The organism is Streptomyces sp. NPDC001513, assembly GCF_042894695.1.
Taxonomy (GTDB): Bacteria; Actinomycetota; Actinomycetes; order Streptomycetales; family Streptomycetaceae; genus Streptomyces.
Genome location: NZ_JBIAVU010000014.1, coordinates 182,572 through 207,130, shown reverse-complemented (window position 1 = coordinate 207,130; position 24,559 = coordinate 182,572). Strand labels below are relative to the sequence as shown.

Genomic DNA, 24,559 nt, shown 5'->3' with positions numbered 1-24,559 from the left:
GTTTCAAGGGTGGGGTGAGGAAAGAGAAGGGAACGAGACGCGGGGACGCGGGGGCCCGGTCCGGCCCCGCCCGGCCGGACCGGCGCCCTCAGAGGTCCGCGAACGCGGTGAGGCTCCCGCCCAGTTGCTCCCGCAGCCGGGCCAGCGCCCGCGAGGTCCGGGTGCGGACCGCCGCCGAGCTGGCGTTCATCGCGTCCGCGGTCTCCTCGACGCTGCGGTCCTCCCAATACCGCAGCACCAGTACCGCCCGGTCCTTGGGAGCCAGCCGCCCCAGCGCCTCCAGCAGCGTCAGCCGCAGCTCCGGATCGGCGGCGCCACCGGCCGCGGCGGCCGGCGCACCCGCGTCGGGGAACTCCCCGACCGGGCGCTCCCCCGCCGACCGGCGGCGCTGGTGCGTGAGGAAGGCCCGTACCAGCACCGTCTGCGCGTAGGCCGCCGGATTGTCGATACGGGAGATCCGCCCCCAGTGCAGGTACATCCGGCCCAGGGTCTCCTGCACCAGGTCCTCCGCGAGATGGGTGTCCCCGCTCGCCAGCAGACAGGCCGACCGGTACAGATGGCCCGACCGGCCCGCCGCGAACTCACGGAACCCGTCTCTGCGACCGTGCCGCATTCGTTCCCCCTCGCGTCCGTCTCACCCCATTGACGCAGCGACCGTGCGGGAATGTTTCATCCCGCGGCCGGAGTCGGTCATGCCAGGTCGTCATCCCAGGTCGTGGAAGTACACGTGGAACTCCTCACGGACGAAGCCCTCCGCCTCGTACAGCCCCTGCGCGACCGTGTTGTCGTACGCGGTCTCCAGCTGTACGCCGGACACCCCGGCCTCGCGGGCCCGGCGCAGCACCTCGCGCAGCAACGCCCGGCCGGCGCCGGTGCGGCGGCCGGCGGGGGCGACGTAGAGGTCGTTGAGCACCCAGGCGGTGCTCAGGGAGAGGGACGAGAAGGCGCGGTAGACCTGTGCGAAGCCGACCGTGCCGAGCCCGGGGACCTCGGCGAGCAGGACGAGCGACTCGTCCTTCGCGATCCGCTCGGCGAGGAAGGCCCGCGGGCCGTCCGGGTCTTCGACGTCCACCTCGTAGAAGTCGAGGTAGCCGCGGAACAGCGCGGCCGCCGTGTCGATGTCCGCCTCGCCGGCGGCCCGTACGGCCACCGCGCCGGCGCCCGCCGCCGAACCCTCCCCCTGCGGGGGCTGGATGTCCTGCCGTGCTGCTGCCTGACCGCTCATGTACGTCTCACATCTCCCTGGAGGGTGTCTCGCGCGCCGTGACCATGGTGCACGCGCGGTGCGGATCCGCACCAGCGGTCGCGGGGCAGCCCGTCGGGTCGACAGGGCGCCCGTTCAGTGCCCGGTGACGGGCTGGGCGGGCAGGGTGAAGACGTGCTCGGGGGTCACGATCTCGGTGATCGCCCGGCCGAACAGGGTGCTGGGCTCGCTGCCCTGGTACGCGATGTCGGTGTTGAGCAGCACGACCAGCGTGGCCTGCGCCTGCGGCAGGTACACGGTCAGCGACTGGTATCCGGGCAGTGAGCCGTTGTGCCCGATCCAGCCGTGGATGTTGAAGATGCCCAGGCCGTAGCCGGCGCCCGGGAGCGCGTCGATCACCTTCAGCCGCTCGGCCTGGGTGGCGGGGGTCAGCAGGGTCCCGGTCGCCAGGGTCTTCGCCCAGCTCCGCAGGTCGGTGAGGTCGGAGATCATCGCGCCGGCCGCCCAGCCCCAGGAGGGGTTCCAGTCGGTGGAGTTCGCGGTCTTGCCGGTGGCCGTCTGGTCCGTGTAGCCCTGGGCGTGCGGTTCGGGGAACTCCGCGCCCGTCGGGAACAGCGTGTGCTTCAGCCCGGCCGGTTTGACGACCTCCCGGTTGATGTAGTCGGCGAGAGGGATCCCGCTGACCTTCTCCACCACCAGCCCGAGGAGGATCAGGTTGGTGTTGTCGTAGTAGAACTTCGCGCCCGGCTCGAAGAGCACCGGGTGCTTGAAGGAGTACGCGAGCAGTTCCTGCGGAGTGAAGGGCCGCCGGGGATCGCTGGTCAGCGCCTTGAAGAAATCCTCGTCCTCGGAGTAGTTGAACAGCCCGCTGCGCATCTCGGCCAGCTGGCGCAGGGTGATGCGGTCACCGTTCGGGACCCCCGCGACGTACTTGCCGATCGGGTCGTCCAGCCCGACCTTGCCGTCGTCCACCAGCTGCAGCAGGGCGGTCACGGTGAAGGTCTTCGTCTCGCTGCCGATCCGCATGTTCAGGCCGGGGGTCATCGGCGCGCCCGTCGCCTTGTCGGCGACGCCGAAGGCCCGTACGTACTCGCCCTTGCCCGGCGCCGACAGGGCCACGATCACCCCGGGCACCTTCGCCTCGGTCATGACCTTGCGGATGGCGTCGTCCAACTGCCGGGCCACGGCGGGGCTCAGCCGCGGGAACTCGTCGGAGACGGGGGTGGGGGACGGAACCGGGACGGTCGCCGCCGGAGCGGGCGCGGGCGGTGCCGCGTCCCGCGCGTACGCCGTCATGTCCCGCGCGTACGCCGCCGCCGGTCCGGCCCCGGCCGCGACGGGCAGTGCCAGGAGGCCGGCCGCTACCGCCGCCACGGCTGCTGACCTGCGCCGATGCGTAGTCATACCGGGCCTCCTCGCACGCCGGGACAGGAGCCCACACCATCCAACGTAGCCCTGCGCCCCCGGCCGGGCGACCCGAAGGGAATCCGCGAAGTAGTCTAAAAATCTATTCTAGAAAGGGTCCTGAACCGGCCACACTCTCCCCATGAGCGATGAGCAGTGGCGCGGCGGCTTCGGACCCCCGCCCGAACCGTTCGAACCGCAGCCGGGGCCGCAGCCGTCCGCGGAGGCACAGCCACCGGCGCAGCCACAGCCCCCGGCGACGCCGCCACAGCCACAGCCACAGCCGGTCCCGGCGCCGGGCGGCACCGCGGGGGGCGGCGGCACCGCGGTCGCCGGCCGCGACGGCCGGTTCAAGAGCGGGTTCACGGGCGGGTTCAAGGGCGGGTTCAAGGGGCGGCCGGCCGTCCTGACGGCGCTGGCCGTGGCCGTCCTGCTCACCGTCGGCGGCGGCGTGTACCTCGCGGCCGGCGGCGGCCGCGGCGAGCCGTCCGATGCCAAGCCCTCGGCCTCGCCCTCGATCGACAAGGGCGACGGCAAGGGCCCCGGCGTCGGCCCCGACACCTACGACCCCAACGCCGGCATCCAGCCCGGTGAGGCCAAGGTCTGGCTGCGCGACAACGAGATCGAGGTCGCCGGCTCGGGGACCTCCCAGTACGGCCCGTGGCGGGTGGGCGACGTGGTGGTCAAGGCGATCGCCACCGAGCTCACGGCCTACGGGGCGGCCGACGGCCAGGACAAGTGGAAGATCCCGCTCCCGACCCGGCTGTGCGCGGTTCCGCGGACCCCGACCGCGGACGGAAAACTGGTCGTCGGGCTGAAGGAGAGCACCTCGGACAGCTCGCACTGCACGCACCTCCAGCTGATCGACCTCGCCACGGGCAAGGCCGGATGGAAGGTGGCGGTGCCGGCGGAGAACGCGTACGACTCCTCGTCGGAGTTCGAGATCGCGATCAGCGGCGACACCGTGGCCCTCGCCCGGTCGGCGGTCATGAGCGGCTTCTCGGTCACCGACGGCAGGAAGCTCTTCGGCACGTCGAAGACGGAGGGCTGCACTCCTTCCGGGTTCGCCGGGGGATCCCGGCTGATCGGCCTGCGCAACTGCTTCGACCCGAAGGACGCCACCGCACGCGGGCAGGCGATGGTCGAGGAACTGGATCCGGCCACGGGCGCCTCCAAGTGGAGCTACAAGTACGACAAGGGCTGGACCGTCGGCCGGGTGCTCTCCGTGGACCCGCTGGTGGTCACCGCGCACCACGAGGACCGCAAGACCTGGAACATCACGGCGTTCGCGGCCGACGGCAAGGTCCGCTCGCAGACCGCGGCCGGGTTCGGGGTCAGCGGCCGGTGCAACGGCTTCGGCAACGCGGGCGGGTTCCAGGAGTGCTACGCCGCCGTGGCCGACGCCGACACCCTCTACGTCGGCGCGGGCAAGCCCGCCACCACCCTCGACACCGAGGACACCAACCAGGTCGTCGCCGTCGACCTGAACACGGGCAAGGAGCGGTGGCGCACCGCGGAGCAGCCCAAGGGCCGCGCCGTGTGGCCGCTGGCGATCGAGGAGGGCCGGGTCCTCGTGTACGTCTCCCCCGGCAGCGGCGCGGCGGGCTCGGTCGTCTCCCTGGCCCCGGCGGACGGCTCCTCGCAGCCCGTCCTGCAGAGCCCGGCCGTGTCGGCCGGAGCCGCGAGCGTCTTCTTCTCCCACAGCATCCGCACGACCTGGGCGGGCGGACGGCTGTTCCTGGTCAACGGCCGGGTCTACGGCCCGGAGCCGAAGAAGAAGAGCCGCGCGGTCCTCTCGTTCGGCAAGTAGCGTCCCGCAACCCCAGGAGGGGCACGTGCAGAACCCATACCAGCAGCCGAACCAGTCGGGCGCCCTGTACCAGCCGCCCCTCCACCAGCCTCCGCAACCCCCGCAACCGCCGCAGCCCCCGCGGAAGCGCACCAGTCGGCTCATGCCGGCGCTCACGGCACTGATGGCTGTCGGTGCCATCGCCGCGGTGACCGCCGTCATCATGACCAGGGACGACCAGAACGGCCCTCCGGACCCCTCGAAACCGCTCGTCGCGGGCTGGAAGACGGTGACCAACCCCAAGTACGGCACCTCGTTCGACGTCCCGCCGGACTGGGAGGTCCTCTCGCCCGACGTCTTCAGCGGCCACGCGGACGACAAGGACCCGGACAAGATCCTCATCGGACACACGGCGCCCGCCTTCTACAAGTCCGAGTGGTGCAGCATCGACGCCAACGGCGACGGCACGGTCTCCGACTTCCCGCTCGGCAGCGTCGGCACCAAGGGCGCCGAGGGCGCCAAGGACACCACCGAGATCGCCGAGAAGAACGCCCCGACCTGGGTCTACGCCGCCTTCACCCAGCCCGACAAGAGCGTCGTGAAGTGGGACAAGCCCGTGGAGTACACGACGAAGTTCGGCCTCAAGGGCACCTACGTCAAAGCCCGCTCCGAGGGCGCCAAACAACCCAACCGCTGCGCCGGCGACGGCCAGGCGATCGTCTTCGGCTTCAAGAACTCCGAAGGCGCCTTCGCCGCCTGGGACTTCTACGGCCGCACCAACGTCCCCGGCACCATCCCCGACTCCCTCATCATGCGCATCCTCAGCACAGTCCGCTTCACCCCCACCACTGCAACCCCCACCCCCACCCCCTGACCCAGCACGACGGTTACGGGTGGTCAGCACACCCATCCGTTGATCACTCTTCGTAGTGGACTACCACCCTGGGCAGAACCTCCGGGCACACAAGAGGAGTTCGTATCAACAGCCGACACCTCGACATCAACGACGTGCGCCGGTTCAGCCAGTGCCACCACGTCACGAAGTGAGCCACACATGACCACCCGGCCCTCACCCGAAGACCCCACCTGGGAAGCCAAGCGCCGACGCGTTGTGTGGTCCGAGTCTGCTGTCCTTGCTGCGGATCTTCGTGTTGCGGCGCAGCACGGATGCCGATGTGCGTGAGGCCGGTCGGTCGGCACGCAGATCAGCCAGACGCGGCGGTACGTGAAGGGGCGATCGGAGCTCTCGCGGGAGGCGATGCGCCGGATGGGTGTGGCGTTCATGCCTGGCCCCCATCCGGTGTCTGAGACCAGGACTGGGAGCGAGAGCAACCGGGCGGCCCGTGCGCGGCGGCGGCGCAAGATCCGGTGAATAGCAAAAGCCCCAGGTCACGGCGAGTGAGTCCTGGGGCTTCTACAGAGCCGCCTTCGGGATTCGAACCCGAGACCTACGCATTACGAGGCCCCACAAGATCATCCCACCTGGTGCGGGGCGGTGCCACAGAATCCCGTTTCCCCAGGTCAGACACCTACGTCCCGCAACCCACGTGCCGCCCAATCCACCCCGTGCCACCCAGTCCGCTCACGCACCGCTCACGCAAGGGACTGAATGAGAGAAGGGTGCTCCGCACTGTCGGCACGCTACCGGGCTGACCCAAAGATCGACGTCGACTACGGCTTCACCGAAGCTTCGAGACCAGCTTCTGCTGGACGCCGCCGCTATCTGAAGACTGGTGGCGCTTCGCAAGAGTGAGTGACACCCGATGTCACTACACGTTGGTGCTGGCACGACGCCATGGGAGGTCGTCGTAGGCCGCTATACGTTCGAGGATGTGCTGCTCGACCTCCGTCACGAGCTTTGCCCGATCGTGTGGCTCGCTACCGTAGGTGCGCTTTCTGCCATCGTGAATTGTGTCCCATTTACTCTTGGCGCTAGCCCGAGTCGCGCTCCCCTGTTCATTGCTGCCGAAGCCGCTGAGGATCGCGTTCCACGCCGGCCGATAGCCGCGAATCAATCCCTTCTCGCCAAGGTTGGCGTGCACATCAGGCATACGCAAGGCGCGGAAGAAAAACTCACCAAGAGGGAGTCCGGCATCACCGACAGATCGCCGATGCTGCGACATTCGCCCATGCAGCGGAGTTCTGGATTTAACACCTTTGCCCGTAGTGCTGTTATTTGAGACCGCTTGACCCACATACACCGGCATCTCATAATTCTTGAGCGGTGCATAGAGCTCAATCGAAGCCCCGCGGTAATAGATCGCGTAAAGCCCAGAGCCGCCGAATTTCTCCATCTCAAGCGTCATGGGCACGAGGGGCTGATACTCGAAGACCTCGCAGATGATATTAGTCAGTCGATCAGTCGACAGGGGATCGAAGTAGCTGGGCTCGTAGGGCGTCGTCACAGGCTCTCCCATCTAGTCAGGTCATGCGTTGACCGTGGTCCGAAGATCATAGTGACGGGGCCCGGCAGAGGTTCACCCAGGACCGCCACCTACAGGACCGGCGTTCTTCCGGCGAATTCAGCAAGGCTTGTGGGCCTGCGGGGCCTGGCCAGGCGCCTACTAACTCGCCGGCCACCCTCTCGAATGAGCCCTGGATTCGCGCCTGGAGCTCCCTGTCGCCTACGTAACGGGGCGCGGAGATCCGACAGGTGAAGGCGGGCTCCGTCCGTAGACCGGCCGGGGTCCACGAGTGCCCCAATCGCAACGCAACTGGGTTTCGGGACGAAGGTATTCCCGTTATGAGGGAACCCCGAACTCTCTCTAGCTTCGCGCGTGGACTGCTTGATCGCGAGATTGACGAATATACTCTTCCAACCTCACGCCAATTCGGGCTCTCCGAGCGTGTCTACATCTAAGACCGAAGGCGGACTCCACCACCACAGAACGCTATTCCGGCCACACCCTGACGCCTATGGGGGCGCGTCAATTACCCCAGTCGATCAATCGTCCGCTCCGGACTCATCGACCTCGACGTCCCCTGCCGGCTCCGCTTCGGGCATCGCATCGATTGACTGACCGTCGCGGTAGTAGCGCCAGGCGCTCCTGTAAGACATGGGACTGTCGTCGTACATGATCACGTAACCCATGAGCGCCGCGACCTGCCACCTGTCCGGTATCTCGACGGCGATCAGTCGGAAGACCTGGTCCGCTGTCATCTCCGCTGCGGGGATGGATACGCGGCGGGTCTTGAACGCTGCGGACTTCCCGTACCGGAAGTTGTACGGGAGGCCGGCCTTGACCTTCTCCAAGAGCTCCTGCAGGGTGATCTCGCCCGGCGTCAGGCCCTCGACCGGTCGGTCAAGGTCGATGGGGAACTCTACGTCGAAGTGGTTCTGCTTGAGGACCGTGCTGTCCCGCTGGCGCCCGGGATCCTTGTTGCCAAAGCCGTTGTTGTTCCAAGGGATGTTGCCCATCTCCTTGTGGTGGCTGATGAGCAACCGCTCCGGGGCCAGAGCGGAGAAGTCCTCCGCCACATACAGACAGGAGAAGGCCACTTCGTCCAGCGAGATCCTTCGGCGCCCCGAGATCTTGCTCAGGTGGTTGCGTAGGCGGGCCGGCAACGACTTATCGGCCTTCCCGACGTAAACGAACTCGTCGTTCAGGTAGAGCTGGTAGACCCCGGGCTTCTCCTTGAGCCGGGCGATGTTCTCCTCGTGGAGGGGAACCCTGCCCATCCCGTCGAGCGCGTCCGCCAGCTGGTCTCCGAGCGCCTTGGTGATGCTCAGGGTGAAGTCCTTGTGGTACTGCGTCCCATCGTCGGACCCCACTACCGGCGCCATTCGCCCACTCCTTTGGTCAACGTGATCTCGGAAACCCTATCGGCGGCCTGTAGACGCGGACGAATCTTCGTCTCAAAATGGCTTGAAGATCGCCAACTCCGCGGTATGCTTTTGGAATGGCTGAGCTGCAAGAAGGATCCAAGAAAGATCGCACGGGTGTCGAACTCTTCGCCGGCGCCGGCGGCCTAGCCATGGCCGTGCATCGCGCGGGTTTCCGCCCCCTGCTCTTCAACGAGTTCGCCAAGCGGGCCTGCGAGACGCTTGAGGCCAACGGGGCCGACCGACTCCCAGACGATCAGAAGCCCACCCAAGCCCCCGGACCCCACGAGAAGGTTCCCCTCGTGGCTGGCGATGTTCAGGAGCTCGATTTGAGCTACCTGGCAGGCAAGGTCGATGTACTCGCCGGTGGCCCTCCTTGCCAGCCGTTCAGCCTCGGCGGCGTCGCCAAGGGCGACGAGGATAAGCGGAACATGTTCCCGCAGATGTTCAGAGCTGTTCGCGAGATCCAGCCGAAGGCCGTCATCTGCGAGAACGTTCGAGGCTTGCTCAGGCCGTCCTTCAAGCCCTACTTCGACTACATCCAACGCGAGTTGGAGCTCCCGTTTGAGGAGCGCGGCGAAGGTACCGACTGGCAGCAGCACGACGAGTACCTGCTGGAGCGCCTGAAGGCGGAGCCGGACGACCTGAAGAAGCGGTACGAGGTCGTCATGATGGAGGTGAACGCGGCGGACTACGGGGTGCCTCAAATCAGAAACCGCGTGATCCTTGTCGCGTTCCGCCGCGACCTGGCCGTCGACAAGAAGCTCTTCGAAAAGCTCGTGCAGCCGACACACTCCGACAAGGCGCTCATCCGATCCATGAAGGACGGCAGCTACTGGGTTCGGCACTCAGCCGACCCGAAGCGTGCCGTTCCGGAACACGTGCGCGAGCGAGTCATGGCCCGCCTCCCGAAGGACATGCCCGAGGACGACGGACGCTTGCCCTGGTACACCCTCCGGGACGCGATCGCGGGCATCGGCGAGAACAAGCCCCTGCCTGAGGTCGAGGATCTCGATCGCACCGAGCACCTGCTTGGCGGATTCACGGAGCACATCGGCTGGCCCGGAGCCCGTATCTATGACGGTCACACCCCGAACGAGCTCGACCGCCCTGCGAAGACGGTCAAGGCCGGCGTGCATGGAGTACCAGGTGGCGAGTCGGTCATGCTGCTTGACGACTTGGTGGAGGACGAGACCGCTGAGGGCGGCGTCAGGTACGCGCACCGGTATATGACAGTCCGAGAGACCGCTCGCGTCATGACCTTTCCCGACACCTGGGAGCTCATGGGCCCGCGCGGAGAGAAGATGCGCCAGCTGGGCAACGCCGTCCCCGTCGTCCTTGGCGAGGTCTTCGCCAAGGCTGTCGCAGCGGTCCTGGACGAGGCGGAGGAGCGTCAGAAGTGACCCAGCCCGCCAGCAGGGCACAGCGCGGCTGGAAGCATGACTCGCCGCCCGACCGAGCGTGGAAAGGGCGGCCCGGCAGAAGCCGGGACGCTCTCGCGGCGGAACAGGATCGCGCGGCTGGCGGTCGCCATAGGCGTTCGGTGGATCTCGGCAACGGCCGATTCGCCCGAGCCTCGGTGGAACTGAAGGTACTTCCGGACACACGCCGCATCCGCGCCTATCTCCGCTGGTCCGACGCCGGAAAGTCCCCTGCCCGATACCTCGGGCAGGTGGATCACGACAGACGAGCCGCGAATCTCGTCGCGGGGTGGAAGGTGGCTTGGGAGAAGGGCCTCCTCACCGAAGAACCTCCAGTGGAGGGCTCGTGGGCGTCCTCTCCCGCTGTACGCGCCTCAATGCGGGGCAACCGGAACAAGGACACCAAGCCGGAGCTTCGGCTCCGGTCGTTGCTGCATAAGCAGGGGCTCCGCTACCGCGTGGCATCGCGTCCCTTGCCCGAGCTACGGCGCACCGCCGACGTGCTCTTCTCCAAGCAGAAGGTCGCCGTCTTCATCGACGGTTGTTACTGGCATGGATGCCCCGAGCATCTTCGGGAGTCAACCAAGAACGCCGGTTTCTGGCACAGCAAGATCGAAGGCAACCGTGCCCGCGACGCCGAGACTGATCACCTACTGCGTGAAGCGGGGTGGACCGTCATCCGTGTTTGGGAGCACGAAGATCCTGAAGCCGCCTGTGCCCGAATCTCGGAGGTCATACGCACGGCTGCTGCGAATTCACCTCGCTGAGGGCGGCACGCTCCAACGGTGAAGCGTGCCGCACTCAGCGCTGGTGTACCGAGCTGGCCTCTGCAGTGAGTGCCATGCGGCCACGTCGTTCGCAAACATCGTGATTCCGTTGCGAGGGCCTTGCCGTGTCCGTATTCTTTGCGCAACGCGTCGACGGAGACGAGTAGCCACGGATCACGCGAGCAGAGAGAGCCGCCGGCAGCTGTGAAGGCGGACTCGCACCCATGGTGAAGACCCTCCCGAGCGCGGGGAGGAAAGGCCTTCGGGCCCAATGCCCCGCCGGTTTGCCCCCGTCATCGGGCTGAATGAGGCCGCCGCTGTCTGGCGGTGGCAAAGGCGTGGTGGCACCGCGAGTACCCTTCTCGCCCACGCTTCCAAGGGATCATGACGACGCCCCTGGAGGGCTGCGATGATCCACACCACTAGCCGCGTACTGGTTTCCGACCTACGCGCACACGTCGACCAGACCGTGACCGTCTCCGGCTGGGTGAACGCGCTCCGTCTGCAGCGCAAGATGCAGTTCGTCATCCTGCGGGACCACTCCGGCATGGCCCAGGTCACCTACAAGCGCGACGGCGGCTCGCTTGAAGCCGTCATCGAGTCGCTTACCCCCGAGTCCGCCGTCCGGATCACCGGCCGCGTCGTAGAGGCGGCCCAGGTCAACCTGGGTGGCCTGGAGATCGTCCCCGAGACGATCGAGGTGCTGAACCGGGCGGAGACGCCGCTGCCGATCGACGAGCACACCGGCCCCGAGCACCGGCTCGACTGGCGCTTCCTCGACGTACGCAAGCGGGCCACCGCGCAGATGGTGTTCGCCGCGCAGACGACCCTGGAGCAGGGGCTGCGCGAGTACGCCATGCAGAACGGCTGCACCGAGATGCACACGCCGAAGTTGATGGGCACTGCCTCGGAGTCCGGAGCGGAGGTGTTCAAGCTCGGGTACTTCGACCGGTCGGCCTACCTCGCGCAGTCGCCGCAGTTCTACAAGCAGATGGCCGTGGCCGCCGGCATCGACCGAGTCTTCGAGATCGGCCCCGTCTTCAGGGCCGAGCCGTCGTACACCTCGCGGCACGCGACCGAGTTCACCGGCGTGGACGTCGAGCTGTCGTGGATCGACGACGTCGAGGACGTGATGGCGTTCGAGGAGCGGATGCTCGCTCATGCCATCGCGAAGGTCGCCGAGGTCCACGGTGAGGCGATCCGGGAGGTCTTCGGTATCGAGGTCGTGGTGCCGGAGGCTCCGTTCCCCAGGATCACGATGGCCGAGGCGCAGGAGATCCTGCGGGCCGGCGGCTGGGACCCCGAAGGGGTCAAGGAGGACCTGGACCCGGAAGGTGAGCGCACCATCGCCGCCCACATGAAGGAGCTCACGGGCCACGAGTTCGTGTTCATCACGCACTACCCGGCCAGCATCCGGCCCTTCTACCACATGCGTCCGGCGGACCGGCCGGACCTGACGCTCAGCTTCGACCTGCTCTGGAAGGGCCTGGAGATCACCACCGGGGCCCAGCGTGAGCACCGCTCCGACGTGCTACTCAAGCAGGCGGAGGAGAAGAGCATGGACACCGAGCCGATGCAGGACTACATGAACATCTTCCGGTTCGGGTGCCCGCCCCACGGCGGCCTCGGCGCCGGCCTGGGCCGGATCCTCATGGTCATGCTCGGCCTGGACTCGATCCGCGAGGCTGCGTTCCTGTTCCGGGGGCCGAACCGCCTCACCCCCTGAGCCAGGGGTAGACGCACCGCTGCCCCACCGCCTGTCTGGCGGTGGGGCAGCCGGGTCTTGCTCAGTACCGGGTGTGGCCGAGGTCGAGGGTCCACGCCTCGGCGGGGTTCTTGTCCCAGTGGCCGCGCAGGGCCAGCTCGCGGTCGGCGTATCGGCCGCGGCGGGACAGGCCGCCGTGGGAGAGGGTGACGCTTAGCGCGAGCGGCGATTCGGTGGTGACCCAGTGCGGGGTCAGGGCGTGGCTCCACAGCTGGTCGCCTGGCTGCATCGTCACCGACTGCCGCTGCGCCTCGTCGTGCGGTGGGGGATCCTCGGCTGTGGTCTCACCGAGGACCGCGGCTTCGGGGGACAGGTGCTTGTCGGGGTTGTGGTAGCTGTGGAAGGTCTTGACCCCTTGGACCTGCCACACCAGACCATGCGAGTTGTCGTTGTGGTAGGTCGAGGCCGCGCCTTCGGTGGACAGGAACAGGATGGGCGCGCACCGCTGCCACGTGAATCCCTGCGACGACAGATGGGTGCGCCAAGGCACCATGACCTCGTCCTGGAAGCCGGCCAGGATCTCGCCGTAGAACCGGGCGAGGTTGAAGTGCACCAGGCGGAACGGCCATGTGGCGATCTCCTCGACCGGGGCCGTCCGAAACGCGGCGGTGCGGTCCATGCGCACCTTCCAATCGTCCTCGCCGAGGATCGTGAACCGCACCTCCTCGTCCCGGCGGACTTGGTCGAGGATGTCGATCGCGGGCAGGAACAGGTAGTCGAATGGGACCTGTATGCGGAAGTTCGGCAGCTGCCTCCAGTGGGTGCTGAAGTCGTGAGGGTCGGTAACGGAGACCGACGGTTGCACGTGAACCCCCAAGGTCAGGCCGCCGCGCAGTCGCGGGACGCGGGGCGGCATATGGCGGCACAGTCGGGTACGACGCGGTCTGTGGCCTGCGCGTCGAGGAAAGCTCTGATCTCGGTACGTGGGGCATGAACACTGATCTCGGATGCGCCGTAGGGGCAGCGCCGCACCTCACCCTGGGCGGACATATAGAGGGTTGCCGACCGGCATGGGTGGCTCTCCTCCTTGGACAGCTGCGTCCTCCGAAGATCGTCGAGGTAGGACCGGTATCCGTTCGACAGGAGGAAGTACTGACCGAGGGCCGCCGTGTCTCGCGCCCTCTGCATCAGGGAGTCCTGAACCGATCGGCTGTCCCGGCTTAGGGCGTCTTCAGAGAGGAGGACGGGGCTCAGCTGGACGTCGATCCCCGTTCCCGCGACGAGGCTGGCGAGCTGGGCGACTTCCTCGTCGTCCACATCCCAGTAGGTCAGGTGCAGGACTTTCGACGGGGTGTCCACGGCATCCAGTGTCGCGACAGCCGAGGCCGCGCTCCGGGTGGTGCGGCCGAGCTTCATCGCGCCCTGTGAGTCCGCTGAGACGGTCACGTTGGTCAGTAGGTGACCAACCTCCGCGAGGGCGGTGACCTCAGCCTCCGAGCGTGCTGAGGTCACCATGGACACCGTCATGCCGAACTGGAGGGCGAGCCGGACGAGCTGCCTGAGGTCCGGGTGGTGGGTCGGCTCACCACCTGTCAGGCACACGCCCTCCACCCCGGCCTCCTTCAGGCGCGACAGGGCACGCATGTACGTGGCGGTGGTGAGGAACCCGCGGGCGCGGTCGGCCCGGAAGCAGAAGCTGCACGCGACCTCGCAGTGGCCGGCCGTCGAGATCAGCGCCGTACGGGCGGGGGTGCTCATTGCACCCCCGTGTTGTCCCAGACCGCGATGGCCACGGTGCTGGTGTAGAAGGCGCACATCTGCGGGTCGGGGGTGCTGCCGCCGATGAGGGCCTGTTCGTTGCGGGACGGGCCGCCGCAGATGGCCAGCGCCGGGCAGTCGCCGCACGCGGGGATCGGCGCGACTTTCTTCGTCGCCCTTGTGAGGCGGCTGGGGTCCGACCGTAGCTCGTCGAGTGTGTGGAGGAACTCGGGTTCGGTGAAGTTGATGTCGCACACGCTGACGCGGTTGCCGGGCAGGAGGGCGGCGTTGAGGCTGCGGTCGCCCTGCATGTGGTCGAACAGCATCGGCCGGCGGGTGTCGAGTGCCTGGAAGTCCCGGTCGAGGACGGAGAAGAGCATCCCGCCCTTGCCGAGTGCGGTCAGGCGGGCTTCGTAGAGCTCCCGTGCCAGGTCGGCGCCATTCACCCGCCACTTGCCCCCGGTGGGGATGGGCGTGTTGACGTAGATGAACTTGAGGCCGAGGTCGTCGATGATCCACTGCACGCTCTCGGCCAGGCGCCCGATGTTCGACGCCGTCGGGGTGAGGTTGCAGCCGACGTGCAGGCCCTTCGCCTCGACCAGGCGCCGGACGTTGCGGCGGATACGGTCGTCGGCGGGCTGCCCGCCGAGGAGGAGTCGGTTCGCCGAGTTGATCCCCGGAGGGCCGTCGATGGAGATGCCCACCCCGTACTCGCGCTGTACGAAGTGGTCGAGGGCCTCGTCCGTCAGGCGAGCGCCGTTGGTGACGACTGTGCGCCGGACCCGCTCGACGCCGTAGCGGGCAGCGAGGGTGTCGGCGAGTTCGTCGCCGTACTGCATGAGGTCGAAACGGATGGTCGGCTCGCCGCCGAACCACTGGATCGAGACCTCCTCCTGCCCCGCGTTCTGCTCGAACAGGAATTCCAGGCCGGCGGCGAGCTCCTGCTCCGTCATGTCCGGCTTGCCGCTGTTGGTGTCGACGAAGCAGTACGTGCAGGCCATGTTGCAGCGGTCGGTGAGCACCACCCGGAGGCCGCTGATCCTGCGCGGCGTCGGGTCGATGCCCAGGGTGTGGAGGCGGTGGTGGAGTGCTTCACGGCGGTCGGCCTCGGGGCCGTCCTGGGTGAAGCCGAGCCCGGCAAGGGCTAAGTGTGTCGCGGTCGGGGGGACCCCGGCGAGGTCAGAGACCTCGCCGGAGTCGAGAAGCACACTCTCCAGCGTGACCGGGTCGAGGAGGACAGCCTCCCCGTCCCGGTCGTACTGGAAGTATTTCCCCCACAGCAGCTGGGGAGTGGCCACTGGGTCAGGCCGCCGTTTCCTCTTCGGCGATGCCCAGCTCGGCCATGACGGCGCGGACCTTGTCCTCGGCGTCGGCCTGGAGCCGAGCGGAGGCCGCCGGGGAACCGCCGTCGGAGAGGACGATCACACCCGGGAGCGTCGGGTTCGGCGCGATGACCGTGAGACCGGCCGGCTCGGTGCTGATGACCATGACCGCGCCCTCCAGGCTGACCCAGTCGGTGCGGTCCTTCAGGGCCTCCAGGATGCGGCCCTGCTTGTCGCGGAAGGAAGCACGCTCACCCATCCACACGCCCGCCTTGCGTGATCGCCAACCTGGAATCAGGCCGCAGGGCCAACCTGCCGCTGGTCGACGTCATGATCCTGGCCGCAGCCCTCTACACGTCCCCGATCTGCCTGATCTTCCCGGTCGGCTACGTCGAGGAGACGCAGGAGCTTCCCTTCCACGAGCTCATCCCGACCTGGGAGGCCATGCGGAAGTTCACCGCCGAGGAGCCCAGCCACGACGCCCTCGACTCCGGGCTGATCCCCGACTTCAACCGCCACGCCAGCCTGGTCCGCACTGTCGAAGCCGCCCTACGCGAGACAGAGCGGGCTGAGTTCGCGGTGAAGACGGCGACCACACCCACCCAGTGCGAGGAAGCCGAACGCAGGAAGGACGACTACGCCAAGCGTGCCGAAGAGGCCAAGTGGAGCCTCCTTGGTCTACGCGAGGACATCCGCGAAGAGGGCGCCACTCCGCCAGAACTGCCACCGGCACTCACCGACATCGACCTACCCGACACCGACGACGAGGACGAGGACGACATTTGAAGGGCTCCACCTACCGCCGCTGCTCCTGCCGCGACTCCAAGACCGGCAAGGAACTCGGCACTTCCTGTCCCAAGCGCAACAGCAGGAACCACTGCACCTACTCCATACGCCAGGAGCTGCCGCCCCATGAGGACGGCAGCCGGCGATCCTTCGCCCGTGGCGGGTACAGCAGCCTCAAGGCGGCCCAGGCCGACCTCGACCACGTACGAGCTCTCCTGGGACTCGTAGACGCCGACGACCCCGAAGGCATACAGCTGGTCGCCGTGATGCTCGCCGAAGTCAGCGGCGAGAAACTGCCCCTGCCCGAGGTGGAGGAGACCCGGCGGCGGCTCAAGGCCGGCCAGGATCTTGTCGGCAGCCTGACCGTCGCCGAGTGGCTGGACCGCTGGCTGGCGGGCAAGCGGATCCGGAAGTCGGGCATCAGCCGGTACGAGACCGACATCCGCGTGCACCTCAAGCCGCGGATCGGGCACCGGCGCCTTGACCGGCTGCGGGTCAGCCACCTGAGCGAGATGTTCACGGCCATCGCCGACGGCAACGCCGAGGTCTTGGAGCAGAACGCCCAGCGACGTGCTGCCGTAGAGGAGTTGGCGACGATCCCGTGGAAGAGCGGCGAGAACCGTGCTCGCCGGAAGGCGCTGAAGGCTGCGCTCGACGCGATGCCGGCCTTCCGCCGGGTGACAGGTCCGGCGACGCGCCAGCACGTGAAGGCGACGCTCCGCGCGTCCCTGAACGATGCGATCGGGCAGCAGATCATCATGTTCAACCCGGCGGCCCACGTCGAGATCGATCCGGTGCGCAAGCCGAAGGCGCTGGTGTGGACGGACGAGCGGGTCGCCAAGTGGGAGCAGACCGGCGAGAAGCCATCCCCGGTGATGGTCTGGACGCCGGAACAGACAGGCGCTTTCCTCGACTTCGTCGCCGACGACCGGCTGTACGCGATGTGGCACCTGATCGCGTTCCGCGGCCTGCGGCGAGGTGAGGCGTGCGGACAGCCGTGGTCGGAGACCAATCTCGACCGGCACTCCCTCACCGTGACGGGGCAGCTCGTCCAGGACGGCTGGGAGGTCGAGGCGTCCGAGCCGAAGACGGATAGCGGCTTCCGTGTCGTCGCACTCGACGACGACACAGTCGGCGTCCTGGAGCGGCACCGCAAGCAACAGGAGGCCGACCGCGCCGAGTGGAGGTCGGCCTGGGGGGAACACCGGGCTCGTCTTCACGCAGGAGGACGGCTCCTGGCTGCACCCGGGCAAGGTGACCGACCTCTTCGAGCGGCTCGTGGCGGCCTCCGGGCTGCCGCCGATCCGGCTGCACGATCTGCGGCACGGGGCGGCCACGCTCATGCTGGCCGCCGACATCGACATCAAGATCGTGTCGGACACGCTCGGGCACAGCGACACCCGGATCACGCGCGACATCTACCAGAGCGTGCTCCCCCAAGTCGGCAAGAGCGCCGCCGAGGCCACAGCCCAGCTCGTGCCCCTCCAGCGCAAGGCCGAGCAAGAGGAACTGGCCCGCAAGGCCGCCAAGAAAGCCAGGCAGGCCTTGAAGGCGAAGGCCAAAGGGAAGAAGAGCAAGGCCAAGAAGGGCTGACAGCCAATGTGTTCACGCTTCTGGGTTGCCTGGATTCACGACGAGAACGCAAAGGGCCAGGTCAGAGGATAGTGACCTGGCCCCTCGATGCGGCCGTCTCTGGTTCTCGAACCCGGGGCTACACATCACGGGGCGCCGAGCTCACCCCAGCCGTGCGCCACGCCCTGAGCGCGAGCGGCTACCCGTCTACAGCTGCAGGATCAGCCCTTCAACCTGCGCAAGAGCGGAGACGCTGGCTTCTGCCGCGCCTCGGGCCTTCGTCAGCCTTTCCATCATCTCGATCCGCCGGTCGGCAGGGAGCGGTTCTTCTCCCAGCTCCTTGCGGAGCCGTTGGGCGGTCTCGAAATCGCTGAGAAGCGTGTCAGCAGCCCCGACCGCGCGCTCGTATGCGCCTTCGACCAGCTCGATTCGAGCGGACAGTTCGTTGCGAAGAGCACTTAGCCTGGCGCGGGGATCCTGCGATACGCCTCCCACGACACGAGCGGTGTCGGCGGTGCTTTCGTCAGCACTGCCGGCCTCGCTGTCTGAAGTGTTCGTTCCAGCCTGGATGCCACCAGCCGACGCAGAACGGTCCCAGTCCGACGGAAAGAGTTCGTCGAACCAAGCCTTGTCAGCCACGAATGCTGTCGGTTGCCCGTCGGTGCCCGGGGCAAGGACCATGCCGGGGACAATCGGGCTCTTGCTGCTCCACGTCTGCTCGCCGTAGCAGACGGGCATGCTGCCATCGGCAGCCAGCGGCGCCTGCGTGGCATCAGGTTGGCCGAGCGCTGCTACCGCGAACGCCAGCAGCAGTTCACGGGTAACACTCAGAGATTCCCGGGTGTAGGCGACCGTTAGTGCGGCGACTGCGTTCGAAGGTGTGCGGCGCACGCCCTTTCGCTGGGCACTCACCTCACTGCCCTGACCGGGCGTGATCATCGGCTCGGGGGCGTGAATCAGATTGGGCACGATCCGCCGGACGAGAGCCGCCCAAGCCGTAGCGTCTCCCGCCTGTGCCCCTAGGAACAGGTCCTTCAACGATCGAGGGTCCTGGCGAGCACCCTCCTTGGTGTCCGCGACCGTGAAGAGTCCCTGGGCGGACAAAATGTTGCCGCGCTGCATGTAGAGCTGGGCGACGGCAGCCGACCAGAGTCGCGTGCGGGCCTCGCCCGTCTTACCTCCGACCTGGCTCCAGGCCGGTTCCTGCAACGAGGCGCGTACGATCGGCCAGTACCGCCCAGTATCGCGGACCTGTCGCCGTCCCGACCCGGCAGGCGCCGGCGGCACGTCCGGGAAGACGAGCGCGGTGATGGACCGCAGCGCCAAGTCGCGAAGGGCGGCCGAAGTGGCCTCCTCGTCCACGGGCAGCAGGGGGGTCAGCGGGTCGAACGGGCCGTTGCCAGTGAGCGCCGATCGCACGCCATCCAGATCGAGGCGATCGGCACCCCGGGCGCTGGGGAAAGCATCGGCGAGAGCCATGGCGAGCAGGCCGTCCCTGGCATAGGCATCAACGAGGGTGGCGAACAAGGCGATGAGGCGCGCGTCCTCGTCGTACGGCTGGATCCCGCGCAGATGGTCGTTGACGTTCAGCGCCCGCAGCAGGTGCTCCAGGGCATCCGGGTTGCTGCAGCCGACCACAATCTCCGTCGGCACGGTAGTGACCTTGGCTGCCCGGTGGGCCGGGTGCTCCTGGTCGGTGTCCTCCTTGGCGCGGGCCTCGTTGAGATGCCATGAGACGCGGTTTAGTACCTCCCTCTGGTTGAGCAGCAGGAGGCTGGAGTCGCTGCTCTCCCTCGGGAGCGGATAGCGGGACTGCGGCATGCCAGTCACCAAGTGCTCTACCTGAAGCCCAAAGATGTCGAGGCGGGCGAGCGCCCGGTTGTTCGCGGTCACCGCGACCATCCGCCACAGCCTGGAGTTCTCGCCGTTTCGACCCTCGACCTGCCACTGCTGAAGGACGCACATACCGCGCGACAGCTGCCCTGCTGCTACCAAGGACTCGACAAGGTCGTAGCCACGAGTACGGCCCGCGCGTCGGAGGTTCTCGACCGCGTAGCGCTGCATGTGTACCGCGACCTCGTACGGCTGGGCCGCAAGCACCAGCGCAGCCTTGGGCTCTCCGCTCTCTTCCACAGACCTCACGACAGGGCGCGGCCGGCGGCTGCCGAGGGAGGCGAGCAAAGCGTCCCGGCTGCGTTGCGCATCACCCTCCAGCGCGCTGGCCGTGCTGAGCTTGTCCTCCGCGGCGGCGAGCGCAGCGGCCGCGTAAGTGTCGTCCCCGACCGCACGACGGTGGGCGTCGCGCTCCTTCATCGCCAGCCGAACGGCCTTCTGCGCCTCCTCCAGTGCGTACTCAGCATCCACCAGCGCCTTGACGCGGTCCATGGCCTCCGGGCTGGGGGGTGTCCAGAAGCTGACGGTCCGGTCGTTAAGGTCCCAGGGGACGACGGCCGCACCGTGGACATCGCAGGTCAGCAGGAGGACTCGGTCATCCCCCGCTTTAACAACCCGGTACGCGTGGGGCGCCAGCACTTTCTGACCGCGCAGGGACGTCACGAGCTTCTTGATCTCGGTGTCACCGAGGGCGGACCCCAGGCCCTCGACGATTGCCGCACGCGGAGCTGGGACAAGTCCCTCCTGGTGGCATGTGTTCTCCACCGCTTCCGCTAGGCGCTCCGACCACGCCTCTGTGCTGGTGTAGGGATAGATACCTTCGGGTCGTTTGGCAGCCATGGCTTGTTCAGCCTTCTCCCGGCCAAGCCGGGCGACGCACGCCTTCGACTATCGAGAGCGTGACACGCACTCGAAGACCGAAGCCTCGCGCCAGCGGCGAAGATCTGCTGGCCGTGGCCATGATCTTGCACGCTCCGTACGATCCAACTGCCGACGCCCGCAGAAGATCAGCCCCAACAGCACCCTTTGCGGTGCTTGGGCATCTCTCGACTGACTCCTGCTCCGCCGTCGGCGGCATGAGGCGGGCGCCGGTGGAGGACCACCGACGTGTACCCGCAACGCTGCCAGTGGTCCCCTCGGGTCCGGGCTGCGAACGGCCTGATGAGGCCCGAAGAGGTGAATTGGCCGCGAATGCCACGCTGCACTCAATTGATCATGGTAAGGAATGCGCCCGCATACCTACACCGCCCCGCTGCGGCAACCTGCGCATCGGCGTGAAGACCTCGCCGAACACGCTCAGGCACAACGACAGCCAGCTCACGCGACACATCAGAGGTCCCGTCACGTCGGGAGGACGCCTCCGAGGCCACGGCCAAGCCGGCCCCCTCCAGCGCAAGGCCGAGGAGGACAAGACCCGCAAGGCCGCCAAGAAGGCCAAGTAAGCCGCGAAGGCGAAGGCCAAGGGGAAGAAGAAGGGTAAGGCCGAGAAGGCCGCTAAGAAGGGCTGACGGCCCCTCCGCTCACGCATCGCTCACGCACGGGGTTTCGGGCCCCAGCCTCCGCACGCGCCGAGCGACCCCGGAAATAGCAAAAGCCCCAGGTCACGGCGAGTGAGTCCTGGGGCTTCTACAGAGCCGCCTTCGGGATTCGAACCCGAGACCTACGCATTACGAGTGCGTTGCTCTGGCCAACTGAGCTAAGGCGGCACCGCTGGTCAGACAAGTATTCCCTCGAAGAGGGGCGCTCATCAGCAGCGGCGCCAAGTCTACAGGGTGTGAACGGGTGCCCTGAACCGGGTTCTGCGGGGGTGAGGCGGAGGTCACATACTGGGACGGGTGCACCGCATTCGGGGCATCGTCTGCTGTGCGTCCCACGAAGGGATGAGATGTCCCGTGGCCCTTGCCGGGCGTTGGGCGATGCTCGCCGTGCTGTGCGCCAGCCTGCTGCTCGTCGCGATGGACGCCACCATCCTGAACGTCGCGCTCCCCTCCCTCATCGACGACCTGCGCCCCAGCGCCGTGCAGCAGCTGTGGATCATCGACATCTACGGACTGGTCCTCGGCGGGCTGCTCGTCACCACCGCCGCCGTCGGTGACCGGTACGGGCGGCGGAAGCTGTTCCTGATCGGCTTCGTGCTCTTCGGCGTGGCCTCCGTGGTCGCCGCGACCGCCGGGAACTCTGCGCAGCTCATCGCCGGGCGGGTGCTGCTCGGCGTCGGCGGGGCCATGGTCATGCCGTCCACCCTGTCCCTGATCCGGAACATCTTCACCGACGCCCACGAGCGGGCCCTGGCCATCGGGATCTGGGCCGCCGTCGCCGGCGCCGGCGCCGCGATCGGGCCGGTCGTCGGCGGGCTGCTCGTCGAGCGGTACGGCTGGTCCGCCGCCTTCTGGGTCAACGTCCCCGTCGTGGTCGTCACCGTCGTCGCCGGCCTGTGGCTGCTGCCCGAGTTCAAGGACCCCGGCCAGCACGCCCTCGACCTGCTCAGCGCCGTACTCTCCGTCACCGGCATCGTCGCCCTCGCCTGGGGCATCAAGCACGTGGCGAAGGGCCGCCCCGCGGCGGCGGACCTGCTGGTCCTGGCGGCCGGAATCGGGCTGCTCGCCTGGTTCGCCCGCCGCCAGCTGCGGCTGAAGGATCCGCTCCTCGACGTACGGCTCTTCCGGAACCGCCCCTTCACCGCCGCCGCGCTCGTGACCCTCATGGCCATGCTCGCCGCCGGCGCCGCGCTGTTCCTGGTCTCGCTGTGGCTCCAGTACGTCCACGGCTACTCCCCCTTCGAAGCCGGCCTGCGCACCCTCCCCACCGCCCTCGCCATGCTCGCCGGCTCGCTCCTGACGCCGACGCTGATGCACCGGATCGGCGTACGGGCCTGCATGGCGATCGGCCTGGCCGGGCTGGTGGCCGGGTTCACCCTGCTGGCCCTGGCCCCGCAGCCGACCTCGTACGCCTACATCGCCGTCTTCCTGGTCACCCTCGGCTTCAGCGACGGCCTCGCCGTCACCACCGCCGCCTCGGTGCTCGTCTCGGCGGTACCGGCGGAGCGGGCCGGACAGGCCGGAGCCGTGTCCGAGACCTCGTACGAGCTGGGCGTGGGCCTCGGCGTGGCGCTCCTCGGTTCCGTCCACGGAGCCGCGTACGCCGCACGGATGGCCGGTGCGCCGGCTCAGGCGGCGGAGTCGATCGGCGGGGCGAAGGAGTACGCCGAGAGCCTGCCGGCCGCGCGGGCGGCGGAGGCCGCCGGGCTGGTGGAGCGGGCCCGCGACGCCTTCGACAGCGCCCTGGCCACGACCTCGTACGTCTCGATCGGCATCGCGGCCGTCGTCCTGGTGCTGGTGGTGTGGATGGTGCCCGGATCCTTCAAGACCACCGGATCCGCGCACTGACCGGGGCCCGACCACCCGTTCACCCCGTCGGCAGCCTCAGCACTTCTTGCCGTCCGCCGGTGCCTTGCCGTCCAGCAGGTAGCGGTTGATCGCCGTGTCGATGCAGTCGCTGCCGCGCCCGTACGCCGTGTGGCCGTCGCCATCGTAGGTGAGGAGGGTGCCCGAATCGAGCTGGCCGGCCAGCGCCCGCGCCCACTTGTACGGGGTCGCCGGGTCCCTCGTGGTGCCCACCACCACGATCGGCGAGGCGCCCTTCGCGGTCAGCTTCTCCGCCTTGCCCGTGGCCGCCACCGGCCAGTACCCGCAGTTCAGCGAGGCCCAGGCCAGCCCCGCGCCGAAGACCGGGGAGGCCTTCTCGAAGGAGGGCAGCGCGGCATCGACCGCCGCCGGGTCCTTGAAGGCCGGCGGCTGGTCGAGGCAGTTGACGGCGGCGTTCGCGAACATCAGGTTGGCGTACTTGCCGTCCGCGTCGCGCTCGTAGTAGCTGTCGGCCAGGCTCAGCAGGCCCGATCCGTCGCCGTTCATCGCCGAGGTGAGCGCCTCGCGCAGCTGCGGCCAGGCGCTCTCGTCGTACAGCGCCGCGATCACCCCGGTCGTGGCGAGGGCCTCGCCGAGCGGGCGGTCCGCGTCCCCGCTGGGCACGGTCTGGGCGTCGACCTTGCGGAAGAACTCCTTCAGGCGCGCCGCCACCGCGTCCGGGTCGCCCTTGCCGAGGGGACAGTCGGGCTGTTTCGCGCAGTCCTTGGCGAAGGAGGTGAAGGCCGTCTCGAAGCCCGCCGTCTGATCCCGGTTCAGATCGATCGCGGACCGGGTGGGGTCCATCGCACCGTCCAGGACCATCCGGCCGACCCGGTCCGGGAAGAGGTCCGCGTACGTGGCTCCGAGGAGGGTGCCGTACGAGGCCCCGACGTACGTGAGCTTCTTGTCGCCGAGCACGGCGCGCAGCAGGTCCATGTCGCGGGCGGCCTCGACGGTGGAGACGTGCGGCAGCACCCGCTGCGAGCGCTCCTGGCAGCCGGCCGCGAACTTCTTGAAGGCGGCCACCAGCTCGGCCCGCTCCGCCGGGTCGTCCGGCGTCTGGTCCACCTGCGTGTACGCGTCCATGGCCGGCCCGGTCAGGCACTCGACGGGGCTGCTGCGGTCCACCCCGCGCGGGTCGAAGGAGACCATGTCGTACCGGGCGCGGACCGGCGCGGGGTAGCCGATGCCCGCGTACGCCTGCAGATAGCCGATGCCCGAGCCGCCCGGGCCGCCCGGATTGACCACGAGCGAACCGAGCCGCTTGCCGGGGCCGGTGGCCGCACGGCGCGCCACCGCGATGTCGATGTCCTGGCCGGAGCGGGGGTTCGCGTAGTCCAGGGGGGCCTTCATGGTGGAGCACTGGAATCCGGGGACGCCGCACTCGCGCCAGGTCAGCTTCTGCTCGTAGTACGGGCGCAGCGCGGCCGCGTCGGGGGACAGCCGCGCGACGGACGTGCCGGACTCCGCTCCGGGGGACTCGGCGGCGTGCGGGGCGTCCGATCCGCCCGGGGCGGCGCGGGGGGCCTCCAGACCGCCCGAGGTGCACCCGGAGAGCAGCAGCCCGGCGGCTGCGATCACGGTCCCGGTCGTACGCAGCACGCGCCTGGTGTCCATCCCCGGAGCGTACGGCCGCCGGAGGAAGCCGGGAGGCTCTTCCGCGGCGGACGGCTGCGGGCCTTCCGTGGCCCCCGCCGGGCGGGGCACGGAC

Annotated in this window: 19 protein-coding genes, 1 tRNA gene and 2 pseudogenes; 10 read left to right on the top strand and 12 right to left on the bottom strand. The window is 68.2% G+C overall.

Annotated elements, in window-relative coordinates:
- Positions 1–88: 88 nt before the first annotated feature.
- The 3 genes from ACFYZ4_RS29630 to ACFYZ4_RS29620 all read right to left on the bottom strand — a co-directional run bounded on the left by ACFYZ4_RS29630 (position 89) and on the right by ACFYZ4_RS29620 (position 2,608).
- A complete protein-coding gene (locus tag ACFYZ4_RS29630) occupies positions 89–613 on the bottom strand; it encodes a SigE family RNA polymerase sigma factor (protein WP_390785297.1) in 525 nt (174 codons plus the stop codon).
- 90 nt (positions 614–703) lie between these two features.
- Positions 704–1,225, bottom strand: a complete 522-nt coding sequence (locus ACFYZ4_RS29625) for a GNAT family N-acetyltransferase (RefSeq protein WP_390785296.1) — start codon at positions 1,223–1,225, stop codon at positions 704–706.
- A 114-nt stretch (positions 1,226–1,339) separates the two neighbouring features.
- Complete coding sequence (locus tag ACFYZ4_RS29620) at positions 1,340–2,608, bottom strand: serine hydrolase domain-containing protein (RefSeq protein ID WP_390785295.1); 1,269 nt, start codon at positions 2,606–2,608, stop codon at positions 1,340–1,342.
- 142 nt (positions 2,609–2,750) lie between these two features.
- Between ACFYZ4_RS29620 and ACFYZ4_RS29615 the strand changes: the two genes are divergently transcribed.
- From ACFYZ4_RS29615 to ACFYZ4_RS29605, 3 genes and pseudogenes are all read left to right on the top strand, one after another.
- Entirely contained in the window at positions 2,751–4,418 is a 1,668-nt protein-coding gene (locus ACFYZ4_RS29615; protein ID WP_390785294.1) for a PQQ-binding-like beta-propeller repeat protein, read from the top strand.
- A gap of 25 nt (positions 4,419–4,443) precedes the next feature.
- A complete protein-coding gene (locus ACFYZ4_RS29610) occupies positions 4,444–5,271 on the top strand; it encodes a hypothetical protein (RefSeq protein ID WP_390785293.1) in 828 nt (275 codons plus the stop codon).
- Between the two features lie 324 nt (positions 5,272–5,595).
- Positions 5,596–5,769 (top strand): annotated as a pseudogene (locus ACFYZ4_RS29605) (integrase); the annotation flags it as partial.
- A gap of 397 nt (positions 5,770–6,166) precedes the next feature.
- Here ACFYZ4_RS29605 and ACFYZ4_RS29600 read toward each other — a convergent pair.
- Both ACFYZ4_RS29600 and ACFYZ4_RS29595 read right to left on the bottom strand, forming a co-directional pair.
- The gene (locus tag ACFYZ4_RS29600; RefSeq protein ID WP_390785292.1) at positions 6,167–6,802 is read right to left on the bottom strand and encodes an Eco29kI family restriction endonuclease; all 636 of its coding nucleotides are present in this window, start codon (positions 6,800–6,802) and stop codon (positions 6,167–6,169) included.
- 539 nt (positions 6,803–7,341) lie between these two features.
- Positions 7,342–8,181: a GIY-YIG nuclease family protein gene (locus ACFYZ4_RS29595; protein ID WP_390785291.1), complete on the bottom strand. Its 840-nt coding sequence runs from the start codon at positions 8,179–8,181 to the stop codon at positions 7,342–7,344.
- Between the two features lie 116 nt (positions 8,182–8,297).
- Here ACFYZ4_RS29595 and ACFYZ4_RS29590 point away from each other — a divergent pair, with 116 nt between their 5' ends.
- The 3 genes from ACFYZ4_RS29590 to aspS all read left to right on the top strand — a co-directional run bounded on the left by ACFYZ4_RS29590 (position 8,298) and on the right by aspS (position 12,134).
- Positions 8,298–9,623 (top strand): DNA cytosine methyltransferase, encoded by a 1,326-nt coding sequence (locus ACFYZ4_RS29590; RefSeq protein ID WP_390785290.1) that lies wholly within the window; start codon positions 8,298–8,300, stop codon positions 9,621–9,623.
- Positions 9,624–9,763: 140 nt separating this feature from the next.
- Positions 9,764–10,408 (top strand): very short patch repair endonuclease, encoded by a 645-nt coding sequence (locus tag ACFYZ4_RS29585; RefSeq protein ID WP_241848041.1) that lies wholly within the window; start codon positions 9,764–9,766, stop codon positions 10,406–10,408.
- A 409-nt stretch (positions 10,409–10,817) separates the two neighbouring features.
- Positions 10,818–12,134, top strand: coding sequence for an aspartate--tRNA(Asn) ligase (gene aspS, locus ACFYZ4_RS29580; protein WP_390785289.1), 1,317 nt, complete (start codon positions 10,818–10,820; stop codon positions 12,132–12,134).
- A 61-nt stretch (positions 12,135–12,195) separates the two neighbouring features.
- Here the strand turns inward: aspS and ACFYZ4_RS29575 are convergent, their stop codons facing one another.
- The 4 genes from ACFYZ4_RS29575 to ACFYZ4_RS29560 are packed head-to-tail and all read right to left on the bottom strand — an operon-like array spanning position 12,196 to position 15,452.
- The gene (locus ACFYZ4_RS29575) at positions 12,196–12,978 is read right to left on the bottom strand and encodes a hypothetical protein (RefSeq protein ID WP_390785288.1); all 783 of its coding nucleotides are present in this window, start codon (positions 12,976–12,978) and stop codon (positions 12,196–12,198) included.
- A 14-nt stretch (positions 12,979–12,992) separates the two neighbouring features.
- A complete protein-coding gene (locus ACFYZ4_RS29570) occupies positions 12,993–13,871 on the bottom strand; it encodes a radical SAM protein (protein ID WP_390785287.1) in 879 nt (292 codons plus the stop codon).
- Complete coding sequence (locus tag ACFYZ4_RS29565; protein WP_390785286.1) at positions 13,868–15,169, bottom strand: radical SAM protein; 1,302 nt, start codon at positions 15,167–15,169, stop codon at positions 13,868–13,870. The genes ACFYZ4_RS29570 and ACFYZ4_RS29565 overlap by 4 nt, the downstream gene beginning before the upstream one ends.
- Positions 15,170–15,173: 4 nt before the next feature.
- Complete coding sequence (locus tag ACFYZ4_RS29560) at positions 15,174–15,452, bottom strand: hypothetical protein (RefSeq protein WP_390785285.1); 279 nt, start codon at positions 15,450–15,452, stop codon at positions 15,174–15,176.
- Positions 15,453–15,469: 17 nt separating this feature from the next.
- On the opposite strand from ACFYZ4_RS29560, the gene ACFYZ4_RS29555 reads away from it, so the two are divergent.
- Together ACFYZ4_RS29555 and ACFYZ4_RS29550 are read left to right on the top strand one after the other, a co-directional pair.
- Positions 15,470–15,979, top strand: a complete 510-nt coding sequence (locus ACFYZ4_RS29555) for a transcriptional regulator (RefSeq protein ID WP_390785284.1) — start codon at positions 15,470–15,472, stop codon at positions 15,977–15,979.
- Positions 15,976–17,572, top strand: a pseudogene (locus ACFYZ4_RS29550) (tyrosine-type recombinase/integrase). Before ACFYZ4_RS29555 ends, ACFYZ4_RS29550 begins: the two are co-directional and overlap by 4 nt.
- A 186-nt stretch (positions 17,573–17,758) precedes the next feature.
- Here the strand turns inward: ACFYZ4_RS29550 and ACFYZ4_RS29545 are convergent.
- Positions 17,759–20,284: a hypothetical protein gene (locus tag ACFYZ4_RS29545; RefSeq protein ID WP_390785283.1), complete on the bottom strand. Its 2,526-nt coding sequence runs from the start codon at positions 20,282–20,284 to the stop codon at positions 17,759–17,761.
- A 434-nt stretch (positions 20,285–20,718) separates the two neighbouring features.
- On the opposite strand from ACFYZ4_RS29545, the gene ACFYZ4_RS29540 reads away from it, so the two are divergent.
- Complete coding sequence (locus tag ACFYZ4_RS29540) at positions 20,719–20,886, top strand: hypothetical protein (RefSeq protein WP_390785282.1); 168 nt, start codon at positions 20,719–20,721, stop codon at positions 20,884–20,886.
- A gap of 190 nt (positions 20,887–21,076) precedes the next feature.
- Here the strand turns inward: ACFYZ4_RS29540 and ACFYZ4_RS29535 are convergent.
- A tRNA-Thr gene (locus tag ACFYZ4_RS29535) sits at positions 21,077–21,150 on the bottom strand.
- 186 nt (positions 21,151–21,336) lie between these two features.
- On the opposite strand from ACFYZ4_RS29535, the gene ACFYZ4_RS29530 reads away from it, so the two are divergent.
- Positions 21,337–22,830 carry an MFS transporter gene (locus ACFYZ4_RS29530; protein WP_390785281.1) on the top strand — a complete coding sequence of 498 codons (1,494 nt, stop codon included), beginning with the start codon at positions 21,337–21,339 and terminating at the stop codon, positions 22,828–22,830.
- Positions 22,831–22,866: 36 nt separating this feature from the next.
- Here the strand turns inward: ACFYZ4_RS29530 and ACFYZ4_RS29525 are convergent, their stop codons facing one another.
- A complete protein-coding gene (locus ACFYZ4_RS29525) occupies positions 22,867–24,465 on the bottom strand; it encodes an alpha/beta hydrolase (protein ID WP_390785280.1) in 1,599 nt (532 codons plus the stop codon).
- Positions 24,466–24,559: the final 94 nt, after the last annotated feature.

Coding starts and splice junctions, on each gene's coding strand:
- ACFYZ4_RS29630 (WP_390785297.1), bottom strand. CDS start 613: ATGCGGCACGGTCGCAGAGACGGGTTCCGTGAGTTCGCGGCGGGCCGG.
- ACFYZ4_RS29625 (WP_390785296.1), bottom strand. CDS start 1,225: ATGAGCGGTCAGGCAGCAGCACGGCAGGACATCCAGCCCCCGCAGGGG.
- ACFYZ4_RS29620 (WP_390785295.1), bottom strand. CDS start 2,608: ATGACTACGCATCGGCGCAGGTCAGCAGCCGTGGCGGCGGTAGCGGCC.
- ACFYZ4_RS29615 (WP_390785294.1), top strand. CDS start 2,751: ATGAGCGATGAGCAGTGGCGCGGCGGCTTCGGACCCCCGCCCGAACCG.
- ACFYZ4_RS29595 (WP_390785291.1), bottom strand. CDS start 8,181: ATGGCGCCGGTAGTGGGGTCCGACGATGGGACGCAGTACCACAAGGAC.
- ACFYZ4_RS29590 (WP_390785290.1), top strand. CDS start 8,298: ATGGCTGAGCTGCAAGAAGGATCCAAGAAAGATCGCACGGGTGTCGAA.
- aspS (WP_390785289.1), top strand. CDS start 10,818: ATGATCCACACCACTAGCCGCGTACTGGTTTCCGACCTACGCGCACAC.
- ACFYZ4_RS29570 (WP_390785287.1), bottom strand. CDS start 13,871: ATGAGCACCCCCGCCCGTACGGCGCTGATCTCGACGGCCGGCCACTGC.
- ACFYZ4_RS29560 (WP_390785285.1), bottom strand. CDS start 15,452: ATGGGTGAGCGTGCTTCCTTCCGCGACAAGCAGGGCCGCATCCTGGAG.
- ACFYZ4_RS29545 (WP_390785283.1), bottom strand. CDS start 20,284: ATGGCTGCCAAACGACCCGAAGGTATCTATCCCTACACCAGCACAGAG.
- ACFYZ4_RS29525 (WP_390785280.1), bottom strand. CDS start 24,465: ATGGACACCAGGCGCGTGCTGCGTACGACCGGGACCGTGATCGCAGCC.